The following is a 16,578-nucleotide window of genomic DNA, read 5'->3' as shown; positions in this document are numbered from 1 at the left end:
AGTTAGATAAAGTTCAGCCACTAGAGAGATCTAGTGGCTGTATTTTTTATTCTTCTTCAGTTTCTTTTTTTACAGATTCTTTATCTGGAATCGTAACTTGAAGTTGAATAATGCGACGATTGTCTGCTGCGGTTACTTTAAAAGTAAAACCAGAGATTTCGATAGTTTCGCCACTTTCAGGTAAATGCCCAAAACTGGTTAATACTAAACCTCCAACCGTATCAATTTCTTCATCACTGAAGTGTGTTGAGAAGATCTCGTTAAAGTCATCAATCTCAGTCAGCGCTTTCACAGCAAATGTGTGCTTACTTAACTGGCGGATGTCTTTTTCTTCTTCGTCATCAAACTCATCTTCAATATCCCCAACGATTTCTTCAAGGATATCTTCGATAGTAACTAAACCAGAAACCCCACCAAACTCATCTACAACGATGGCCATGTGGTAGCGCTCTTGTCTAAACTCTTTTAAAAGTTTATCAACACGTTTACTTTCAGGTACTACAACAGCAGGTCGAATAACTTGTTCGATCTCAAAGGCTTCACAATCGGAGCCTAGGTATCTAAGTAAGTCCTTCGCAAGGAGTATTCCTTCAACATGGTCTTTATCTTCACTGATCACAGGGTAGCGTGAGTGTGACGCTTCTATGATAGTTGCTATCAGTGATTCTAGATCTTGAGTTTTTTCAACTGTGACCATTTGAGAGCGCGGTAACATGATGTCTCGAACTCTCATTTCAGAAATTTCCATAACACCTTCGAGCATGTCTCGAGTGTCGTGGTCAATAACTTCATTCTCTTCAGAGTCTCTAAATACATCTACCAGTTCTTGGCGATCTTTAGGTTCCCCTTGGAATAGTTGAGAAAGGCGTCCTAAGAAGGACTTTCTACTCGGACCTTCTGTATTCTGTGAATTTTCGTCGTTCATGGCTTCTTTAAAAGTAGTTGCTATCAATGTGGATAGCTCACATAAGTAACTATTGGATTATTCCAACAATTATTTCTCAGCAAGATACGGGTCTTCAAATCCCATATCTTGCATTAATTCGGTTTCGAGTGATTCCATTTCTTCAGCTTCTTCATCCTCGATATGGTCATAACCTAGCAGATGAAGACTGCCATGTACAACCATATGCGCCCAATGTGCTAATAAAGGCTTGTTTTGTTCAATAGCTTCTTTTTCAACAACTTGACGACAGATGATTAAATCACCTAACAAATCGATCTCAATTTCAGGAGGTGCTTCAAACGGAAACGATAATACATTGGTTGGTTTATCCATACCACGGTATTGATGGTTTAACTCATGACTTTCTTTTTCATCTACAATTCGGATTGTTAGCTCTGCTTGTGGTTGAAATTGAGGAAGTACTGCATTTAGCCAAGACATAATGTCTTTTTCTGAAGGCAGGTCTTTTTCATTTTCACATGCAATTTGTAGATCGAGTTCAATGCTCATGGTTCACCTAAATTTATTACTTATTATTATCAGCGTCAGCTAAACGAGCATCACGCTCTTGCTTTCTGCGTATTTCTTCTAGTTTACGCTCTTTTTGATCTTTTGCTTCCCATTTTTCATAAGCATTTACAATACGAGCAACCACTGGATGACGGACGACATCATCGGCGATAAAGAAATTGAAACTGATTTCATCAACTTCTGATAATACTTCAGTCGCATGACGTAAACCGGACTTAGCCCCGCGAGGCAAATCTATTTGGGTAATATCGCCCGTAATCACTGCTCGAGAATTAAAGCCAATACGAGTTAAGAACATTTTCATTTGTTCTACAGTAGTGTTTTGGCTTTCATCTAAAATGATAAAGGCATCATTTAGAGTTCGCCCACGCATATAAGCCAGTGGAGCAACTTCGATAACACTTCGTTCAATTAACTTTTCAACACGCTCAAAGCCAAGCATGTCAAAAAGAGCGTCGTAGAGAGGGCGAAGATAAGGATCGACCTTTTGACTTAAATCACCAGGTAAGAAGCCCAGTTTTTCACCGGCCTCTACTGCTGGTCGAGTTAAAAGAATACGACGAACTTCTTGGCGCTCTAATGCATCAACTGCGGCAGCAACAGCAAGGTACGTTTTACCTGTACCTGCAGGACCAATCCCAAAAGTGATATCGTGAGTCACTATATTAGTAACATATTGGGCTTGGTTTTCTGTTCTTGGTTTAATTAGGCCTTTTTTCGTTTTAATGAAGATCTCTTTACCATGAGGAATGGTAGAAACCTCACTTTTTTCTTGTTCAAGTATGCCTGATTCTTTTACGGCTAAGTGGATCTGTTCAGGCTCAATATCTGGGTATTGATTCTTAACGGGGGCCGTTTCTACGTAAAGATCTTTTAAGATATCAATTGCAGCTGAAACCGTATGAGGTTTACCCACGACAGTAAAAAGATTACCGCGATAGTTTACTTCGACACCTAAACGACGCTCAAGATGCTTTATGTTGTCATCAAATGGCCCACAAAGGTTGGATAAGCGTTGGTTATCTGCTGGCTCTAAGGTCAACTCTAATTTGGTTGTTTTAATGCTCAATGTCGCCTCTCAGAATATGAATAACTATGGGATACATCTATTATTTATTGGGCAAAGATGGAATTATCTCAAGGCTAAATAAGAAAAAAGATGATCAAGAAACCTTAATCATCTTTTTTTGTCTTTGGTTTTACTGATAATGTCACATTATGGTGTAAAAGTTCCAACACCTAGATCGTCTTCACGACGAGTCTTTTCCATCATTTCTGAAGGAGAGACAGCAACACGTAATCCCATGTCTTTTTCTGTACGAACTAGATCACCACGTAAAGAGTTCGTAAATGACTCTGTGATATGAATATCAACAAATTGGCCAATTAACTCAGGGCTACCAGTAAAGTTAACAACACGGTTGTTTTCAGTACGAGCACGTAATTCCATTGGGTTACGCTTTGATGGACCTTCAACTAATGCACGAACTTCTGTATCCAGCATTTGACGAGAGAAACGTGCTGATTGGAAGTTAATTTGCTGTTGAAGCTCAGCTAAACGGTCTTTTTTCGTTTGCTCTGGAATATCACATGGATAATCAGCAGCAGGCGTACCAGGACGAGGAGAAAAGACAAAGCTGTAGCTCATATCAAAATCAACGTCTTTAATTAGCTTCATTGTGTCTTGGAAGTCTTTTTCTGACTCACCAGGGAAAGCAACGATAAAGTCTGAGCTGATTAAAATATCAGGACGAGCTTTACGTAGCTTACGAATGATTGATTTGTACTCAATAGCAGTATGAGGACGTTTCATCATCGTTAGAATGCGATCTGAACCACTTTGAACTGGTAAATGTAAGAAGCTTACTAATTCTGGCGTGTCTTCATAAACTTCTACGATATCATCACCAAATTCTAGAGGGTGACTTGTCGTAAAGCGTAAGCGGTCGATACCATCAATTGAAGCAACCATGCGAAGTAATTCTGCAAAAGTACAGATATCACCATCGTACATTGGACCACGGTAAGCGTTTACGTTTTGACCTAGCAGGTTAACTTCACGTACACCTTGCTCGGCTAACTGTGCAATTTCAAATAACACATCATCTAACGGACGGCTAACTTCTTCGCCACGAGTATAAGGAACTACGCAGTAAGTACAGTATTTTGAACAGCCTTCCATGATAGAAACGAATGCAGATACGCCATCCGCTTTTGGTTCAGGAAGGTTATCGAATTTTTCGATCTCTGGAAATGAAATATCCATGACGGTTTTTTCATTAGAAAGTGATTGTCGGATCATTTCAGGCAAACGGTGAAGTGTTTGAGGGCCAAAAATAACGTCAACGTAAGGCGCTCGTTGGCGAATATGATCACCTTCTTGAGTCGCAACACAACCACCAACACCAATAACTAAGTCTGGTTTTTTATCTTTTAAATGTTTCCAGCGGCCCAGTTGGTGAAAAACTTTCTCTTGGGCTTTTTCACGAATTGAACAGGTATTTAATAACAGAACATCCGCTTCTTTTGGATCTTCAGTTAATTCATAACCATTTGCGGCACCTAAAAGATCGGCCATTTTAGATGAATCGTATTCGTTCATCTGGCAGCCCCAGGTTTTGATTAGCAGTTTCTTAGTCATGTAACTTTTTCACTCGTATTTTATTACTAGAATTCGGTACAGTTTTGAGAGACAGGCTCAATCAAAACGGATAGGGCGCGTATTGTACTGCTTTCCACGCTTAATGACTAGATGTAGACACCCTTGAATATTTTAAGGGTATTATTTGAATGATTTAGATTAAGAGTGAATCACGGTAGAATAAGGGAAATTATTGACTCATATAAGGTCTATGGATGATGAAAGAATATGATTATACGATCGTTGGTGGTGGAATGGTGGGAGCAGCTACAGCCATCGGTTTATCAAAATTAGGGTATCAAGTTGCTGTCATTGAGCATAAAGCGCCAGTTTCTTTTGATGATAGCCAACCAATGGATATTCGTGTTTCTGCTATTTCTCAATCTTCCGTTGATCTGCTTGAAGATTTAGGTGCTTGGCAATACATCAAAGAAATGCGTGTATGCCCTTATAAGCGCTTGGAAACATGGGAGCACCCTGAATGTCGAACTCGTTTTCATTCTGATGCATTAGAGATGGAGCAGCTTGGCTTTATTGTTGAAAACCGCCTTATTCAATTAGGGTTATGGCAGATGTTTTCTACTTATGAAAACCTGTCAGTTATTACTCCTGCAAAAATTGCTGAGCTTGAATTTTTTACTGACCACAATGTATTGACATTGGAAAATGGCGATAAAATTAAAACAAAATGGGTTATCGGTGCTGATGGCGCTAATTCTTATGTTCGTCAGAAAGCAAAAATAGGGATCACGGCTTGGGATTATCGCCAACATTGTATGTTAATCAATATAGATACTGCTGAAGCTCAACAAGACATAACTTGGCAGTGGTTTACTCCTTCTGGCCCTCGATCATTTCTTCCTTTGCATGGAAATAAAGGTTCTTTAGTTTGGTATGACTCACCCTCTCGTATTAAACAGCTTTCTGCTATGAGCTCTATTCAGTTAGAAAAAGAAATTAAAGCGTATTTTCCACAAGAATTGGGAGAATTCACTGTCGAGCAATCAGGCTCATTTCCTTTAACTCGTCGACATGCTAAAAAATACGTCGATCATCGTTGTGTTTTATTAGGGGATGCGGCCCATACGATTAACCCTTTAGCAGGACAAGGTGTGAATTTGGGTTTTAAAGACGTCAAAGTGCTGTTAGAAGAAATTGAAACGAAAGGAGCTGAGACAGATAAAGCCTTATTGTCTTATCAATCTAAACGAAAAATAGATAACTTAGCCATGCAAAGTAGTATGGATCTGTTTTACACCTTATTTAGTAACTCATTACCACCGGTTAAATTCCTGCGTAATGTCGGTTTAAAATTAGCCGACTCTTCAGGTGTATTAAAAACGCAAGCGTTGAAGTATGCGTTGGGATTATAGAAATAATATTTAGGGACTAGAGCTTAGGGACGAGTAAAAGCTAGTCTACAGAAAGTAAGGTGATCATTAGGTCACCTTTTTTATTGCGTTAAAAACCATTTAATTCGTTTATTAATACTATTTAGATTGGTTTTATAGAGTAAGGATAAAAGGAATATTTATGAAGGTTGTCCAGACGAAAAAAAAGCCCATCAAATTAATGATGAGCTTTCTTAAAAGTGGTTGGGATACCTGGATTTGAACCAGGGAATGCCGGCATCAAAAGCCGGTGCCTTACCGCTTGGCGATATCCCAACAGAGAAGATTACATTAGTAATTAAACCAAGATAATACATCTTTAAATATGGTGCGGACGGAGAGACTTGAACTCTCACACCTTACGGCGCCAGAACCTAAATCTGGTGCGTCTACCAATTCCGCCACGTCCGCGTTCTTCTAGTTGTTAATTAAAACAAAGAGTAGAAATTTTTGTAGTTAGAAGACGAATTGGAGAGTCTTTCTAACGTTGTCATAATTAATCAGGTTGCATCAATTATGTAAATAGTGGTTGGGATACCTGGATTTGAACCAGGGAATGCCGGCATCAAAAGCCGGTGCCTTACCGCTTGGCGATATCCCAACAGAGAAGATTACRTTAGTAATTAAACCAAGATAATACATCTTTAAATATGGTGCGGACGGAGAGACTTGAACTCTCACACCTTACGGCGCCAGAACCTAAATCTGGTGCGTCTACCAATTCCGCCACGTCCGCGTTCTATAGCTTACARTAGTAAGTAATAGATATTCTGTATTTTAATCGGTGAATGGTAAACCAATTAAAAGTTGTATGGTGGCTACTACGGGATTTGAACCTGTGACCCCATCATTATGAGTGATGTGCTCTAACCAGCTGAGCTAAGTAGCCAATGAATGTTTTTAATAAAACATTCAAAAATATGGTGCGGACGGAGAGACTTGAACTCTCACACCTTACGGCGCCAGAACCTAAATCTGGTGCGTCTACCAATTCCGCCACGTCCGCGTTCTACTGCTTGATTATTAAGAACAATAGTCACTTAATCTACAAAGAGTAGTTATTCTATATTTTAATCGGTGAATGGTAAACCAATTAAAAGTTGTATGGTGGCTACTACGGGATTTGAACCTGTGACCCCATCATTATGAGTGATGTGCTCTAACCAGCTGAGCTAAGTAGCCAATGAATGTTTTTAATAAAACATTCAAAAATATGGTGCGGACGGAGAGACTTGAACTCTCACACCTTACGGCGCCAGAACCTAAATCTGGTGCGTCTACCAATTCCGCCACGTCCGCGTTCTTCTAGTTGTTAATTAAAACAAAAAGTAGAAATTTTTGTAGTTAGAAGACGAATTGGAGAGTCTTTCTAACGTTGTCATAATTAATCAGGTTGCATCAATTATGTAAATAGTGGTTGGGATACCTGGATTTGAACCAGGGAATGCCGGCATCAAAAGCCGGTGCCTTACCGCTTGGCGATATCCCAACAGAGAAGATTACGTTAGTAATTAAACCAAGATAATACATCTTTAAATATGGTGCGGACGGAGAGACTTGAACTCTCACACCTTACGGCGCCAGAACCTAAATCTGGTGCGTCTACCAATTCCGCCACGTCCGCGTTCTATAGCTTACAGTAGTAAGTAATAGATATTCTGTATTTTAATCGGTGAATGGTAAACCAATTAAAAGTTGTATGGTGGCTACTACGGGATTTGAACCTGTGACCCCATCATTATGAGTGATGTGCTCTAACCAGCTGAGCTAAGTAGCCAAATTGTTTCTTTCTTTCTAACTCGTCTCTCTTCCGTCTTATCGGTGAGGACGGAGCGCATTATGCTTACCAGAGGCTTATGCGTCAACACTTTTTTGAAAAAAATATGAATTCTTTGTTTGTTCGAACGGATTTTAATCAAAGCGTACTTTTTCTATGCAAAATAGAGTGAATTAGAGCAAAAGAATAAGAATAAGAGTTGAAAACAAGATGTAGTGAATTGGGGTGGGTAGAATAATAATGGGTTTAACTGATTGAATTATAGACAAGTAATAAAAAGGCCAGCAAATATGCTGGCCTTTTTTATTATACGTTGAAGCGGAAATGTACTACATCGCCATCTTTAACGATGTAATCCTTTCCTTCAAGACGCCATTTACCCGCTTCTTTAGCACCGCTCTCGCCACTAAATTCAATAAAGTTGTCGTAACCTACAACTTCTGCACGGATGAAGCCTTTTTCAAAGTCCGTATGGATCTTACCTGCCGCTTGAGGAGCAGTTGCACCTACAGGGATAGTCCAAGCACGTACTTCTTTAACACCAGCGGTGAAATACGTCTGTAGAGTAAGTAACTCATAACCAGAACGGATAACACGGTTTAGACCTGGTTCTTCAATGCCCATATCAGCAAAGAATTCTTCACGATCTTCATCGTCAAGCTCAGAAAGCTCTGATTCAATAGAAGCACACACAGCAACAACAACGTTGTTTTCTTTTTCTGCGTACTCACGAACCATGTCTAAGAATGGATTATCTTCAAAACCATCTTCAGCAACGTTAGCAATATACATTGTTGGTTTTAACGTTAAGAAGTTAAGGTAAGAAACCGATGCGATTTCTTCTTTTGAAAGCTCAACCGTACGAGCCATTCCACCTTCAGTGAAAACTGGAAGTAGTTTTTCAAGAACTGAGATCTCAAACTTAGCGTCTTGATCTCCGCCTTTTGCTTTCTTCGTTTGACGGAAAATAGCACGCTCACAAGAATCTAGATCCGCAAGAGCAAGCTCAAGGTTGATGATCTCGATATCTTCAATTGGAGAGATCTTACCTGCAACGTGAATGATGTTTTCATTTTCAAAACAACGAACAACATGGCCGATAGCATCAGTTTCACGGATGTTAGCAAGGAATTTATTACCTAGACCTTCACCTTTAGATGCGCCAGCAACTAGGCCTGCGATATCAACAAATTCCATTGTTGTAGGAAGAATACGCTCTGGATTTACGATTTTAGCTAATGCGTCTAAACGTAGATCAGGAACCGGAACCACACCCGTGTTTGGTTCAATTGTACAGAAAGGGAAGTTTGCCGCTTCGATTCCTGCTTTAGTTAGTGCGTTAAACAGTGTTGATTTACCAACGTTTGGAAGACCAACGATTCCGCATTTAAAACCCATGATGTAAACCTTATCTTTGTTATTCAGCTTTGAATGTATGTAAACGATTTTGTGCTTTACTTAATCCGTCTTTAAGCAAGATATCTAAGCAACGTGTAGATTCATCTACAGCAGCATCGATTAACTCTTGCTCTTTGGTAGGCGCTTTTCCTAAAACAAAACCGGCAACTTTATCTTTATGGCCTGGATGACCAATACCAATACGAAGTCGATAAAATTCTTTCGTATTGGCTAATTTACTAATCGTGTCACGCAAGCCATTATGGCCACCGTGTCCACCACCTTTTTTAAATTTCGCAACACCAGGAGGAAGATCTAACTCATCGTGAGCCACAAGGATCTCTTCTGGCTTTATTTGGTAAAACTTAGCTACAGCAGCAATAGCCTTACCAGATAAATTCATAAATGTTGTTGGGATCAACAAACGAAGATCCTGACCATTTGTTTGAATACGACCAGTTAAACCGAAGAATTTAGATTCTTCTCGCAGGGATACATTGTGTACACGAGCGAGTTCTTCAACAACCCAAGCGCCCGCATTATGACGAGTTCTTTTGTATTCAAGACCAGGGTTTGCTAGTCCAACAAGAAGTTTGATTTGATTGCTCAAAGACTTATCTCTCTATTTGGATACTAATATCATTAATACACTTATTTAGTGCCAATAGAACTAAAGACAATTAATGGTATTAGTATGTGCCATTAAAAAGGCGCGCCATATTACCACAAGAATCCCAAATACAAAAACGCCCCGCATAAGCAGGGCGTTTTATATAGTATTTGGTTTGATTAGTGATCAAACATTGCAGAGATAGACTCTTCATTGCTGATACGACGGATCGCTTCAGCTAGCATGCGCGAAAGGCTAAGTTCAGTCACTTTGCCTGTTGCTGCCATTTCTTTAGATAGAGTAATCGAGTCAGTAACAACCACTTGGTCTAATACTGAGTTTGCAATGTTTTCTGCTGCAGAACCAGAGAAAACAGCGTGAGTTGCGTAAGCAAATACACGTTTAGCACCACGTTCTTTCAGTGCTTCAGCTGCTTTACAAAGTGTGCCGCCTGTATCGATCATGTCATCAACGATAACACAGTCACGACCTTTAACATCACCAATTAGGTTCATTACTTCTGAAACGTTAGCACGTGGACGACGCTTATCAACGATAGCTATATCAACATCACCTAATGCTTTAGCTGTTGCGCGAGCACGAACAACACCGCCTAAATCTGGAGATACAACAACAGGGTTTTCTAAACCACGAGTACGCATATCATCAAGCAGTACAGGAGTACCGAAAATGTTGTCTACAGGTACGTCGAAGAAACCTTGAATTTGTTCAGCATGTAGGTCGATAGTTAAAACGCGGTCAACACCAACGTTTGAAAGCATATCGGCAATTACTTTAGCTGTGATTGGTACACGAGCAGAACGTACACGACGGTCTTGACGAGCGTAACCAAAATAAGGGATAACCGCAGTAATACGACCTGCAGAAGCACGGCGAAGTGCATCGATCATCACTACTAATTCCATAATGTTGTCATTAGTAGGAGCACACGTAGATTGAATGATGAAAACATCACTACCACGTACGTTCTCGTTAATTTGAACAGCTACTTCGCCGTCAGAAAAACGATCTACAGTAGCGTCACCTAGTGAAATGTATAGTCGATCAGCGATACGTTGCGCTAGTTCAGGAGTTGCATTACCAGCAAATAGCTTCATGTCAGGCACGGTGGAAACCTCAGGGTTGCGTCCAAATTGTGAGAATTTTATATTTTGCATAATGATTTATACTCTTCCAATTGGCGGTTGAGTGGCGAGGTATTCATACCTCGGGCGATAAATCCTGTTGCATTATCAGGGATTAACGAGTAAACGGCTTGTGCATCTTCTTTACTGTTAAATTCAGCAAAAACACATGCGCCGGTTCCAGTCAATCTTGATGGTGCATATTCTAACAGCCATGAAAGTTGGTAATCAACCTCTGGATACACTCTTCTGACAATTTTTTCGCAATCGTTTTCGTAAGAGGCGTCTAAAAGTACACTAAGTGACTGTTTTGGTGTATTTCTAATCAAATCAGGATGAGTGAAAACATCAACCGTAGCGATACTTACTTCTGGCTTAATTAATACGTACCATAACTCTTTAGGAGTGGCTGGCTGTAATTTCTCTCCGATACCTTCAGCAAAAGCCGAAAAACCATGCACAAAAATCGGTACATCAGCACCTAGTTTTACACCTAAACCAGCTAATTCGTCATTACTAAGATTAAGTTGCCAAAGAAAATTTAATGCAACTAAGATGGTAGCTGCATTTGAAGAGCCTCCACCAATCCCACCACCCATCGGTAATATCTTTTCAATCTCAATATGAGCACCGAACATAGATTGGGTGTGTTGTTGAAGAAGCGTTGCGGCTTTCCAAATTAAATTATCTTCCGTTTTTACTCCGGGGATATCTGGAGCTAAGGTAATTTCCCCTGATTGATTTGGAGTAATTGTAAGGTAGTCGCATAAATCGATGAACTGAAACAGGGTTTGCAGCTCATGGTAGCCATTCTCTTGTTGACCATTAATGTAGAGAAATAAGTTTAGTTTTGCTGGGGAGGGCCAGCGAGTCGATGTTTTTATCATTGAGAAACAGTCCAATTTGAGGCAATGATTTTAATGGTGGTGTTCAATTGAGTGAGCTTCATTGAATTAGGTAATAGCATGTTGTCTTTTTCAATATAGCTATTGTAGCGTAGGTGCCAGTTCGTTTGGCCTATTTGCTTTGCGAGATGCTCAACGGTGTTAAGTTCGTTGAGTTGGAAATTATCAGCAGCGGTCGGCAAGCCTTTGATCCAGTCATTTAAATAGCCAATAGGAAGGTTAAGGCCTGTCAGACTATACATGAGCCGGCCTGGGTCACTGCCTTCGAAGGTTTGGCCATCACCGGTTTCAATAAGGGTATGCCCATTATCTATAGTGACTTTTATAACGGTTTGCCCTAAAAATGTGGTGAGTAATAGCTGACTATTGTCTGATTTTTGGGTCCATTGAAAATTTAAACTATGGCGTTGTTCTGGGGATTGATAGCCAATTTTTCCCGTCACCTTATACTCTGTGATTGCTTCTAATTGGGCTTGATGTTTATCCCAATGAGTCGATTGTTGTGGGGTTAATGGAACACTAGAACAAGCGCTAAGAAAAAGCGAGAAGATGAGAATCACAAACGGAAGGCGGATAAAATGAGGAAACATTATTGATAATCTCATGTTTAATCTGAAATAGATTTTAGGATTGTAGCAAATTGTTCGTACATTTGGCGTTAAATAGTGTTTATTCACCACTAATTTTCGGACAGAGTGACCTGATGCCTTTTAAAATTCGGTCGTATCAAGTAAAATTCGCCCTTGTTATTTTTTTACTGGTCAGTTTGCCGAATGTCATTGCTTGTTATTGGAATCAATCATACGTCAGCCTCTGTTGATTTGCGCGAGAAAGTTGCTTTTTCTCCTGACAAATTAACTAAGGCACTAGACGAATTAAAAAACAGTGATGCAATTCAAAGTGGCGTGATCTTATCTACGTGTAACCGAACTGAAATTTACTGTGAAGTAAAAATTGGGATCAGCAGTGGTTACGTTATTAACTGGCTGGCTGAGTTTCACCTAGTCTCTTTAGATATATTGATGCCAAGTATCTATGTTTATGAAGAGCAAGCGGCTGTTAAACATCTTATGCGCGTTTCTTGTGGTTTAGATTCGTTGGTATTGGGTGAGCCGCAAATTTTAGGCCAAGTAAAAAAAGCGTTTTCAGATGCTCGCGAGCGAAATGCAGTTGAAGGAACCGTTGAAAAACTATTCCAAAGTGACTTTTCGGTAGCAAAGCGAGTTCGTACCGAAACCAATATTGGTGGTAATGCCGTTTCAGTGGCTTATGCCGCGTGTATTCTGGCTCGTCAAATATTTGAGTCTCTTGCTGATTCTACTGTACTTCTTGTTGGTGCTGGTGAAACAATTGAACTAGTAGCGAAACATTTAGATGCAGCAGGTTGTAAACAACTTATCGTTGCTAACCGTACTCGCGAGAGAGCGATGGGGCTTGCTGAGCAATTTAATGCAGACGTTATTAGCCTTCCTGAAATTCCAGAATATCTACCAAAAGCCGATATCATTATCAGTTCTACTGCCAGCCCATTACCGATTATTGGTAAAGGAATGGTTGAAAGCGCATTAAAACAACGTAGACATCAACCGATGTTATTTGTTGATATTGCCGTCCCTAGAGATATAGAAGGGGAAGTCGCTGAATTGAGTGATGCATATTTGTATTCGGTAGATGATCTTAAATCGATTATTGATCACAATATTGAGCAACGAAAAATAGAAGCGATTCAAGCGGAAGCTATCGTCAGTGAAGAGAGCGCTAGCTTTATGACGTGGATCCGTTCGCGTCAAGCAGTGAATAGCATTCGCCAATATCGAAATAACTCAGAAGCAATCAGAACTGAATTATTACAAAAAAGCATTCAAGCGTTAGCTTCTGGCCAAAATGTAGAAAAAGTATTGGCAGAGCTAAGTAACAAATTAACTAATAAACTCATTCATGCACCGACACTTGCGATGCAGCAGGCCGCCAAAAATGGTGAGCCGGAGAAACTTGCTGTGATCCGCTCAAGTATTGGTCTAGACAACTAAGTGTAGCGTTCGCTACCAACATAAAGAATAAATATTATATGAAAGCATCAATTCGAGTAAAACTGGAGACGCTGGTTGAGCGTTATGAAGAAGTTCAGCATTTATTAGGTGACCCTGGCGTTATTGGTGACCAAAATAAATTTCGAGCTTTATCTCGTGAATACTCTCAATTGGAAGAAGTAACACAGTGTTTCCAAGCGTATGAGCAAGCTCAAGAAGACTTAGTTGCCGCTGAAGAAATGGCGCAAGAAGACGATGCTGAAATGCGTGAAATGGCGCAAGATGAGATTAAAGAAGCAAAAGAAGCGATTGAGCGTCTTACTGATGAACTACAAGTTTTGCTTATTCCAAAAGATCCAAATGATGAGCGTAACTGTTTCTTAGAGATCCGTGCGGGTGCGGGTGGTGATGAAGCTGGTATCTTTGCTGGTAACCTTTTCCGTATGTATTCTCGTTTTGCAGAGAAAAAGGGCTGGCGTATCGAAGTCATGAGCTCGAATGTTTCTGAGCAAGGTGGCTTTAAAGAAATGATTGCAAAAGTAAGCGGCGATGGCGCTTATGGTGTCCTGAAATTTGAATCAGGCGGCCACCGTGTACAACGTGTTCCTGAGACTGAATCACAAGGTCGTGTACATACGTCTGCGTGTACTGTTGCAGTAATGGCTGAGATCCCAGAAGCGGATCTTCCTGAAATTAAAGCGGCAGATTTAAAAATTGATACCTTCCGTGCATCAGGCGCGGGTGGACAGCACGTTAACACCACCGATTCAGCAATCCGTATTACTCACTTACCAACAGGTACTGTTGTTGAGTGTCAAGATGAGCGTTCACAGCATAAAAACAAAGCAAAAGCGATGTCGGTTCTTGCTGCTCGAATTATTCAAGCTGAACAAGCTCGCCGTGCAGAAGCGGTATCAGATACACGTCGTAACTTATTAGGTTCTGGTGACCGTTCTGACCGTATTCGTACTTACAACTACCCACAAGGTCGTGTTTCTGATCACCGTATTAACCTAACAATTTACCGCTTAAATGAAGTATTAGAAGGTGATTTAGCGGCGTTGATTGAACCTGTAGTATTAGAATACCAAGCAGACCAATTAGCCGCATTAGCTGAAAATAACTAATGAGCCAATCTATTGATGCGCTATTAAAGCGTTCAATTCAATTGCTACAACTTGAGGGGAGTGATTCTCCTCAAGTTGATGCGTCTGTTCTGCTGTGTCATGTTTTAGATAAACCAAGAAGTTATCTACTAACTTGGCCTGAAAAAGAGTTAACAGACGCAGAGCTTGCTGCATTTGAATCATTACTATCTCGTCGTCTCTCAGGTGAACCTATTGCTTACATTGTAGGTTATCGAGAATTTTGGTCACTACCGTTAAAAGTATCACCAACCACGTTAATTCCTCGCCCTGATACAGAACGTCTTGTTGAGATAGCTCTTGACCATCTTGATGCATCATCAACAAAAGTATTGGACTTAGGAACAGGGACTGGCGCTATAGCTCTAGCTATTGCTTCTGAAATGCCAAATCTTCATGTTATTGGCGTTGATTATCAGCAAGATGCGGTTGAATTAGCGCAAGGTAATGCCAAAAGTAACCATATTATGAATACTGAATTTCGTCAGGGAAGTTGGTTTACTCCAATTAAATCTGATGAACAGTTTTCTATTATTGTGAGTAATCCCCCTTATATTGATGGAAATGATCCTCATTTATCTCAAGGTGATGTACGGTTCGAACCTCAAACGGCATTAGTTGCAGAGCAAGAAGGCTTTGCAGATTTAATTCATATTATGGAACATAGCCGTACTTATTTAGTTGAGAATGGTTGGTTGCTAATGGAGCATGGCTTTGAGCAAGGTAAGCAATTACGTACTTATTTTGAAGCGCATGGCTTTGTTAATGTTAAAACAGAACAAGATTATGCTGGCAATGACCGAGTTACCTTAGGTCAATGGACAGTAAACACAGAGAATAAAGGATAATTCATGTATACCGCTGTTAAACATATTCACCTATTTATGATCGCTTGTAGCGTACTATTATTTGTCGTTCGCTATGTATTAATGATGGTTGATTCAGATCTTCGTAATAAAGCGTTTTTAAAGCGAGTGCCACACGTTGTTGACTCTGCGATGCTGCTCAGTGGTATTGTACTTATCTTTATTACTGGTTTTATTCCATTTACAGGTGCAGCTCCTTGGTTAACAGAGAAGCTGACGTGTGTGATGGTATACATCGCTTTGGCTTTTGTAACGTTGAATAACGGTAAGAATAAAGTATTTAAAACCTTTGCTTTCCTTGGTGCGTTAGGATGGTTAATGGTTGCAGCTAAGATTGCTGTTACTAAAGTACCGACATTTTTGGGGTAACTATGTTTCAATTGCTTGATGAAAATTTAGAAGACCTTAGTCTTGTTGAAGGTGCGCTTGCACTTAATTCAGCGATTGATTCTGAGACACAAAGAGAACAACTTACTGCTAAGTTACAAGAGATGTGTATTGCAGCAGAGCAAGTGCTAGCGGGTGAGATTAATGATGAAAAACGCTTGGAGCGATTGATCCAGCTTTTTTACGTTGAATGGGGTTATCAAGGTGATATTTACACCTATTTTAATTCTGAAAATGCATTTATTAGCCATGTACTTGAAAGTAAAAAAGGCATTCCTGTTACGTTAGGCGCTATTTTTCTATATCTGTGTGAATACGCAAAATTACCTGTGAGTGCGATTAATTTTCCGACGCAGTTAGTATTAAAAGTTGAATGGGAAGGAAAAGAAGACCTCTATTTAAACCCTTTTGATGGGCAGTATATTAATGCGCACTTAATGACCGCATGGCTTATTGGCTACGGTGGTCCATTAGCGAAAATATTACCGATCCACTTAGAGAAAATAGATAATCCAACTCTAATAGGTCGTTTACTTGCGGTAATTAAAACCGCGTGTATTAGAGAAAAGAAATTCTCTTTCGCTTTAACGTGCAGCGATCTCGCATTAACGATGGTTCCTGATGACCCATTTGAGATCCGTGATAGAGGTTTAATCTATCAACAGCTACACTGTAATGATGCAGCAAAAAATGATTTAACGTACTTTATTGAGCAGTGTCCTAATGATCCCTCAGCGATGCTGATGAAGCAGCAGGTCCAACTGTTACTAGAACAACACCCTACCGTTCTCCATTAAGAGTGAAGA

General features: G+C 40.0%; 15 protein-coding genes and 11 tRNA genes. 6 read left to right on the top strand and 20 right to left on the bottom strand.

Annotated elements, in window-relative coordinates; genetic code table 11:
• Positions 1-46: 46 nt before the first annotated feature.
• The 4 genes from corC to miaB all read right to left on the bottom strand — a co-directional run bounded on the left by corC (position 47) and on the right by miaB (position 4,118).
• Entirely contained in the window at positions 47-925 is an 879-nt protein-coding gene (gene corC, locus ED622_RS16130) for a CNNM family magnesium/cobalt transport protein CorC (RefSeq protein ID WP_122035759.1), read from the bottom strand.
• Between the two features lie 69 nt (positions 926-994).
• On the bottom strand, positions 995-1,456 hold the full coding sequence (gene ybeY, locus ED622_RS16125; protein WP_122035757.1) for an rRNA maturation RNase YbeY: 462 nt from the start codon (positions 1,454-1,456) through the stop codon (positions 995-997).
• 16 nt (positions 1,457-1,472) lie between these two features.
• Complete coding sequence (locus tag ED622_RS16120; protein WP_122035755.1) at positions 1,473-2,546, bottom strand: PhoH family protein; 1,074 nt, start codon at positions 2,544-2,546, stop codon at positions 1,473-1,475.
• A 147-nt stretch (positions 2,547-2,693) separates the two neighbouring features.
• Positions 2,694-4,118 (bottom strand): tRNA (N6-isopentenyl adenosine(37)-C2)-methylthiotransferase MiaB, encoded by a 1,425-nt coding sequence (miaB, locus tag ED622_RS16115; protein WP_122035753.1) that lies wholly within the window; start codon positions 4,116-4,118, stop codon positions 2,694-2,696.
• Positions 4,119-4,336: 218 nt separating this feature from the next.
• Between miaB and ED622_RS16110 the strand changes: the two genes are divergently transcribed.
• Positions 4,337-5,491, top strand: a complete 1,155-nt coding sequence (locus ED622_RS16110; RefSeq protein ID WP_174213459.1) for a 2-octaprenyl-3-methyl-6-methoxy-1,4-benzoquinol hydroxylase — start codon at positions 4,337-4,339, stop codon at positions 5,489-5,491.
• 219 nt (positions 5,492-5,710) lie between these two features.
• On the opposite strand, the gene ED622_RS16105 is transcribed toward ED622_RS16110, so the two are convergent.
• The 16 genes from ED622_RS16105 to lolB all read right to left on the bottom strand — a co-directional run bounded on the left by ED622_RS16105 (position 5,711) and on the right by lolB (position 11,934).
• Positions 5,711-5,785: transfer RNA gene (locus ED622_RS16105), tRNA-Gln, on the bottom strand.
• A gap of 50 nt (positions 5,786-5,835) precedes the next feature.
• Positions 5,836-5,920, bottom strand: a tRNA-Leu gene (locus ED622_RS16100).
• 115 nt (positions 5,921-6,035) lie between these two features.
• Positions 6,036-6,110 (bottom strand) — tRNA-Gln (locus ED622_RS16095).
• A gap of 50 nt (positions 6,111-6,160) precedes the next feature.
• Positions 6,161-6,245, bottom strand: a tRNA-Leu gene (locus tag ED622_RS16090).
• A gap of 76 nt (positions 6,246-6,321) precedes the next feature.
• A tRNA-Met gene (locus ED622_RS16085) sits at positions 6,322-6,398 on the bottom strand.
• Between the two features lie 32 nt (positions 6,399-6,430).
• Positions 6,431-6,515: transfer RNA gene (locus ED622_RS16080), tRNA-Leu, on the bottom strand.
• A 99-nt stretch (positions 6,516-6,614) separates the two neighbouring features.
• Positions 6,615-6,691: transfer RNA gene (locus ED622_RS16075), tRNA-Met, on the bottom strand.
• Positions 6,692-6,723: 32 nt separating this feature from the next.
• Positions 6,724-6,808 (bottom strand) — tRNA-Leu (locus ED622_RS16070).
• Positions 6,809-6,923: 115 nt separating this feature from the next.
• Positions 6,924-6,998 (bottom strand) — tRNA-Gln (locus tag ED622_RS16065).
• Positions 6,999-7,048: 50 nt separating this feature from the next.
• Positions 7,049-7,133 (bottom strand) — tRNA-Leu (locus ED622_RS16060).
• Between the two features lie 76 nt (positions 7,134-7,209).
• Positions 7,210-7,286 (bottom strand) — tRNA-Met (locus tag ED622_RS16055).
• 306 nt (positions 7,287-7,592) lie between these two features.
• A complete protein-coding gene (ychF, locus tag ED622_RS16050; protein WP_122035749.1) occupies positions 7,593-8,684 on the bottom strand; it encodes a redox-regulated ATPase YchF in 1,092 nt (363 codons plus the stop codon).
• Positions 8,685-8,703: 19 nt separating this feature from the next.
• Positions 8,704-9,294: an aminoacyl-tRNA hydrolase gene (gene pth, locus ED622_RS16045; protein ID WP_045101508.1), complete on the bottom strand. Its 591-nt coding sequence runs from the start codon at positions 9,292-9,294 to the stop codon at positions 8,704-8,706.
• A gap of 179 nt (positions 9,295-9,473) precedes the next feature.
• Positions 9,474-10,421, bottom strand: a complete 948-nt coding sequence (locus tag ED622_RS16040; protein ID WP_122036154.1) for a ribose-phosphate pyrophosphokinase — start codon at positions 10,419-10,421, stop codon at positions 9,474-9,476.
• A gap of 38 nt (positions 10,422-10,459) precedes the next feature.
• Positions 10,460-11,326, bottom strand: coding sequence for a 4-(cytidine 5'-diphospho)-2-C-methyl-D-erythritol kinase (ispE, locus tag ED622_RS16035; RefSeq protein WP_122035747.1), 867 nt, complete (start codon positions 11,324-11,326; stop codon positions 10,460-10,462).
• On the bottom strand, positions 11,323-11,934 hold the full coding sequence (gene lolB / locus ED622_RS16030) for a lipoprotein insertase outer membrane protein LolB (RefSeq protein WP_045101510.1): 612 nt from the start codon (positions 11,932-11,934) through the stop codon (positions 11,323-11,325). The genes ispE and lolB overlap by 4 nt, the downstream gene beginning before the upstream one ends.
• Before the next feature lie 183 nt (positions 11,935-12,117).
• On the opposite strand from lolB, the gene hemA reads away from it, so the two are divergent.
• From hemA to ED622_RS16005, 5 genes are read left to right on the top strand one after another with little or no spacing between them, the layout of a single operon-like run.
• Positions 12,118-13,374 (top strand): glutamyl-tRNA reductase, encoded by a 1,257-nt coding sequence (gene hemA / locus ED622_RS16025; protein ID WP_045101511.1) that lies wholly within the window; start codon positions 12,118-12,120, stop codon positions 13,372-13,374.
• Between the two features lie 38 nt (positions 13,375-13,412).
• A complete protein-coding gene (gene prfA / locus ED622_RS16020; protein WP_060990395.1) occupies positions 13,413-14,501 on the top strand; it encodes a peptide chain release factor 1 in 1,089 nt (362 codons plus the stop codon).
• Positions 14,501-15,367 (top strand): peptide chain release factor N(5)-glutamine methyltransferase, encoded by an 867-nt coding sequence (prmC, locus tag ED622_RS16015; RefSeq protein ID WP_122035745.1) that lies wholly within the window; start codon positions 14,501-14,503, stop codon positions 15,365-15,367. Before prfA ends, prmC begins: the two co-directional genes overlap by 1 nt.
• Positions 15,368-15,370: 3 nt before the next feature.
• Positions 15,371-15,754: a SirB2 family protein gene (locus tag ED622_RS16010; RefSeq protein ID WP_122035742.1), complete on the top strand. Its 384-nt coding sequence runs from the start codon at positions 15,371-15,373 to the stop codon at positions 15,752-15,754.
• A gap of 2 nt (positions 15,755-15,756) precedes the next feature.
• Complete coding sequence (locus ED622_RS16005) at positions 15,757-16,569, top strand: SirB1 family protein (protein ID WP_122035740.1); 813 nt, start codon at positions 15,757-15,759, stop codon at positions 16,567-16,569.
• Positions 16,570-16,578: the final 9 nt, after the last annotated feature.

Origin of the sequence: Aliivibrio sp. EL58 (genome assembly GCF_900312675.1) — a bacterium.
GTDB lineage: Bacteria > Pseudomonadota > Gammaproteobacteria > Enterobacterales > Vibrionaceae > Aliivibrio.
This window is presented reverse-complemented; position numbering and strand designations above follow the sequence as displayed.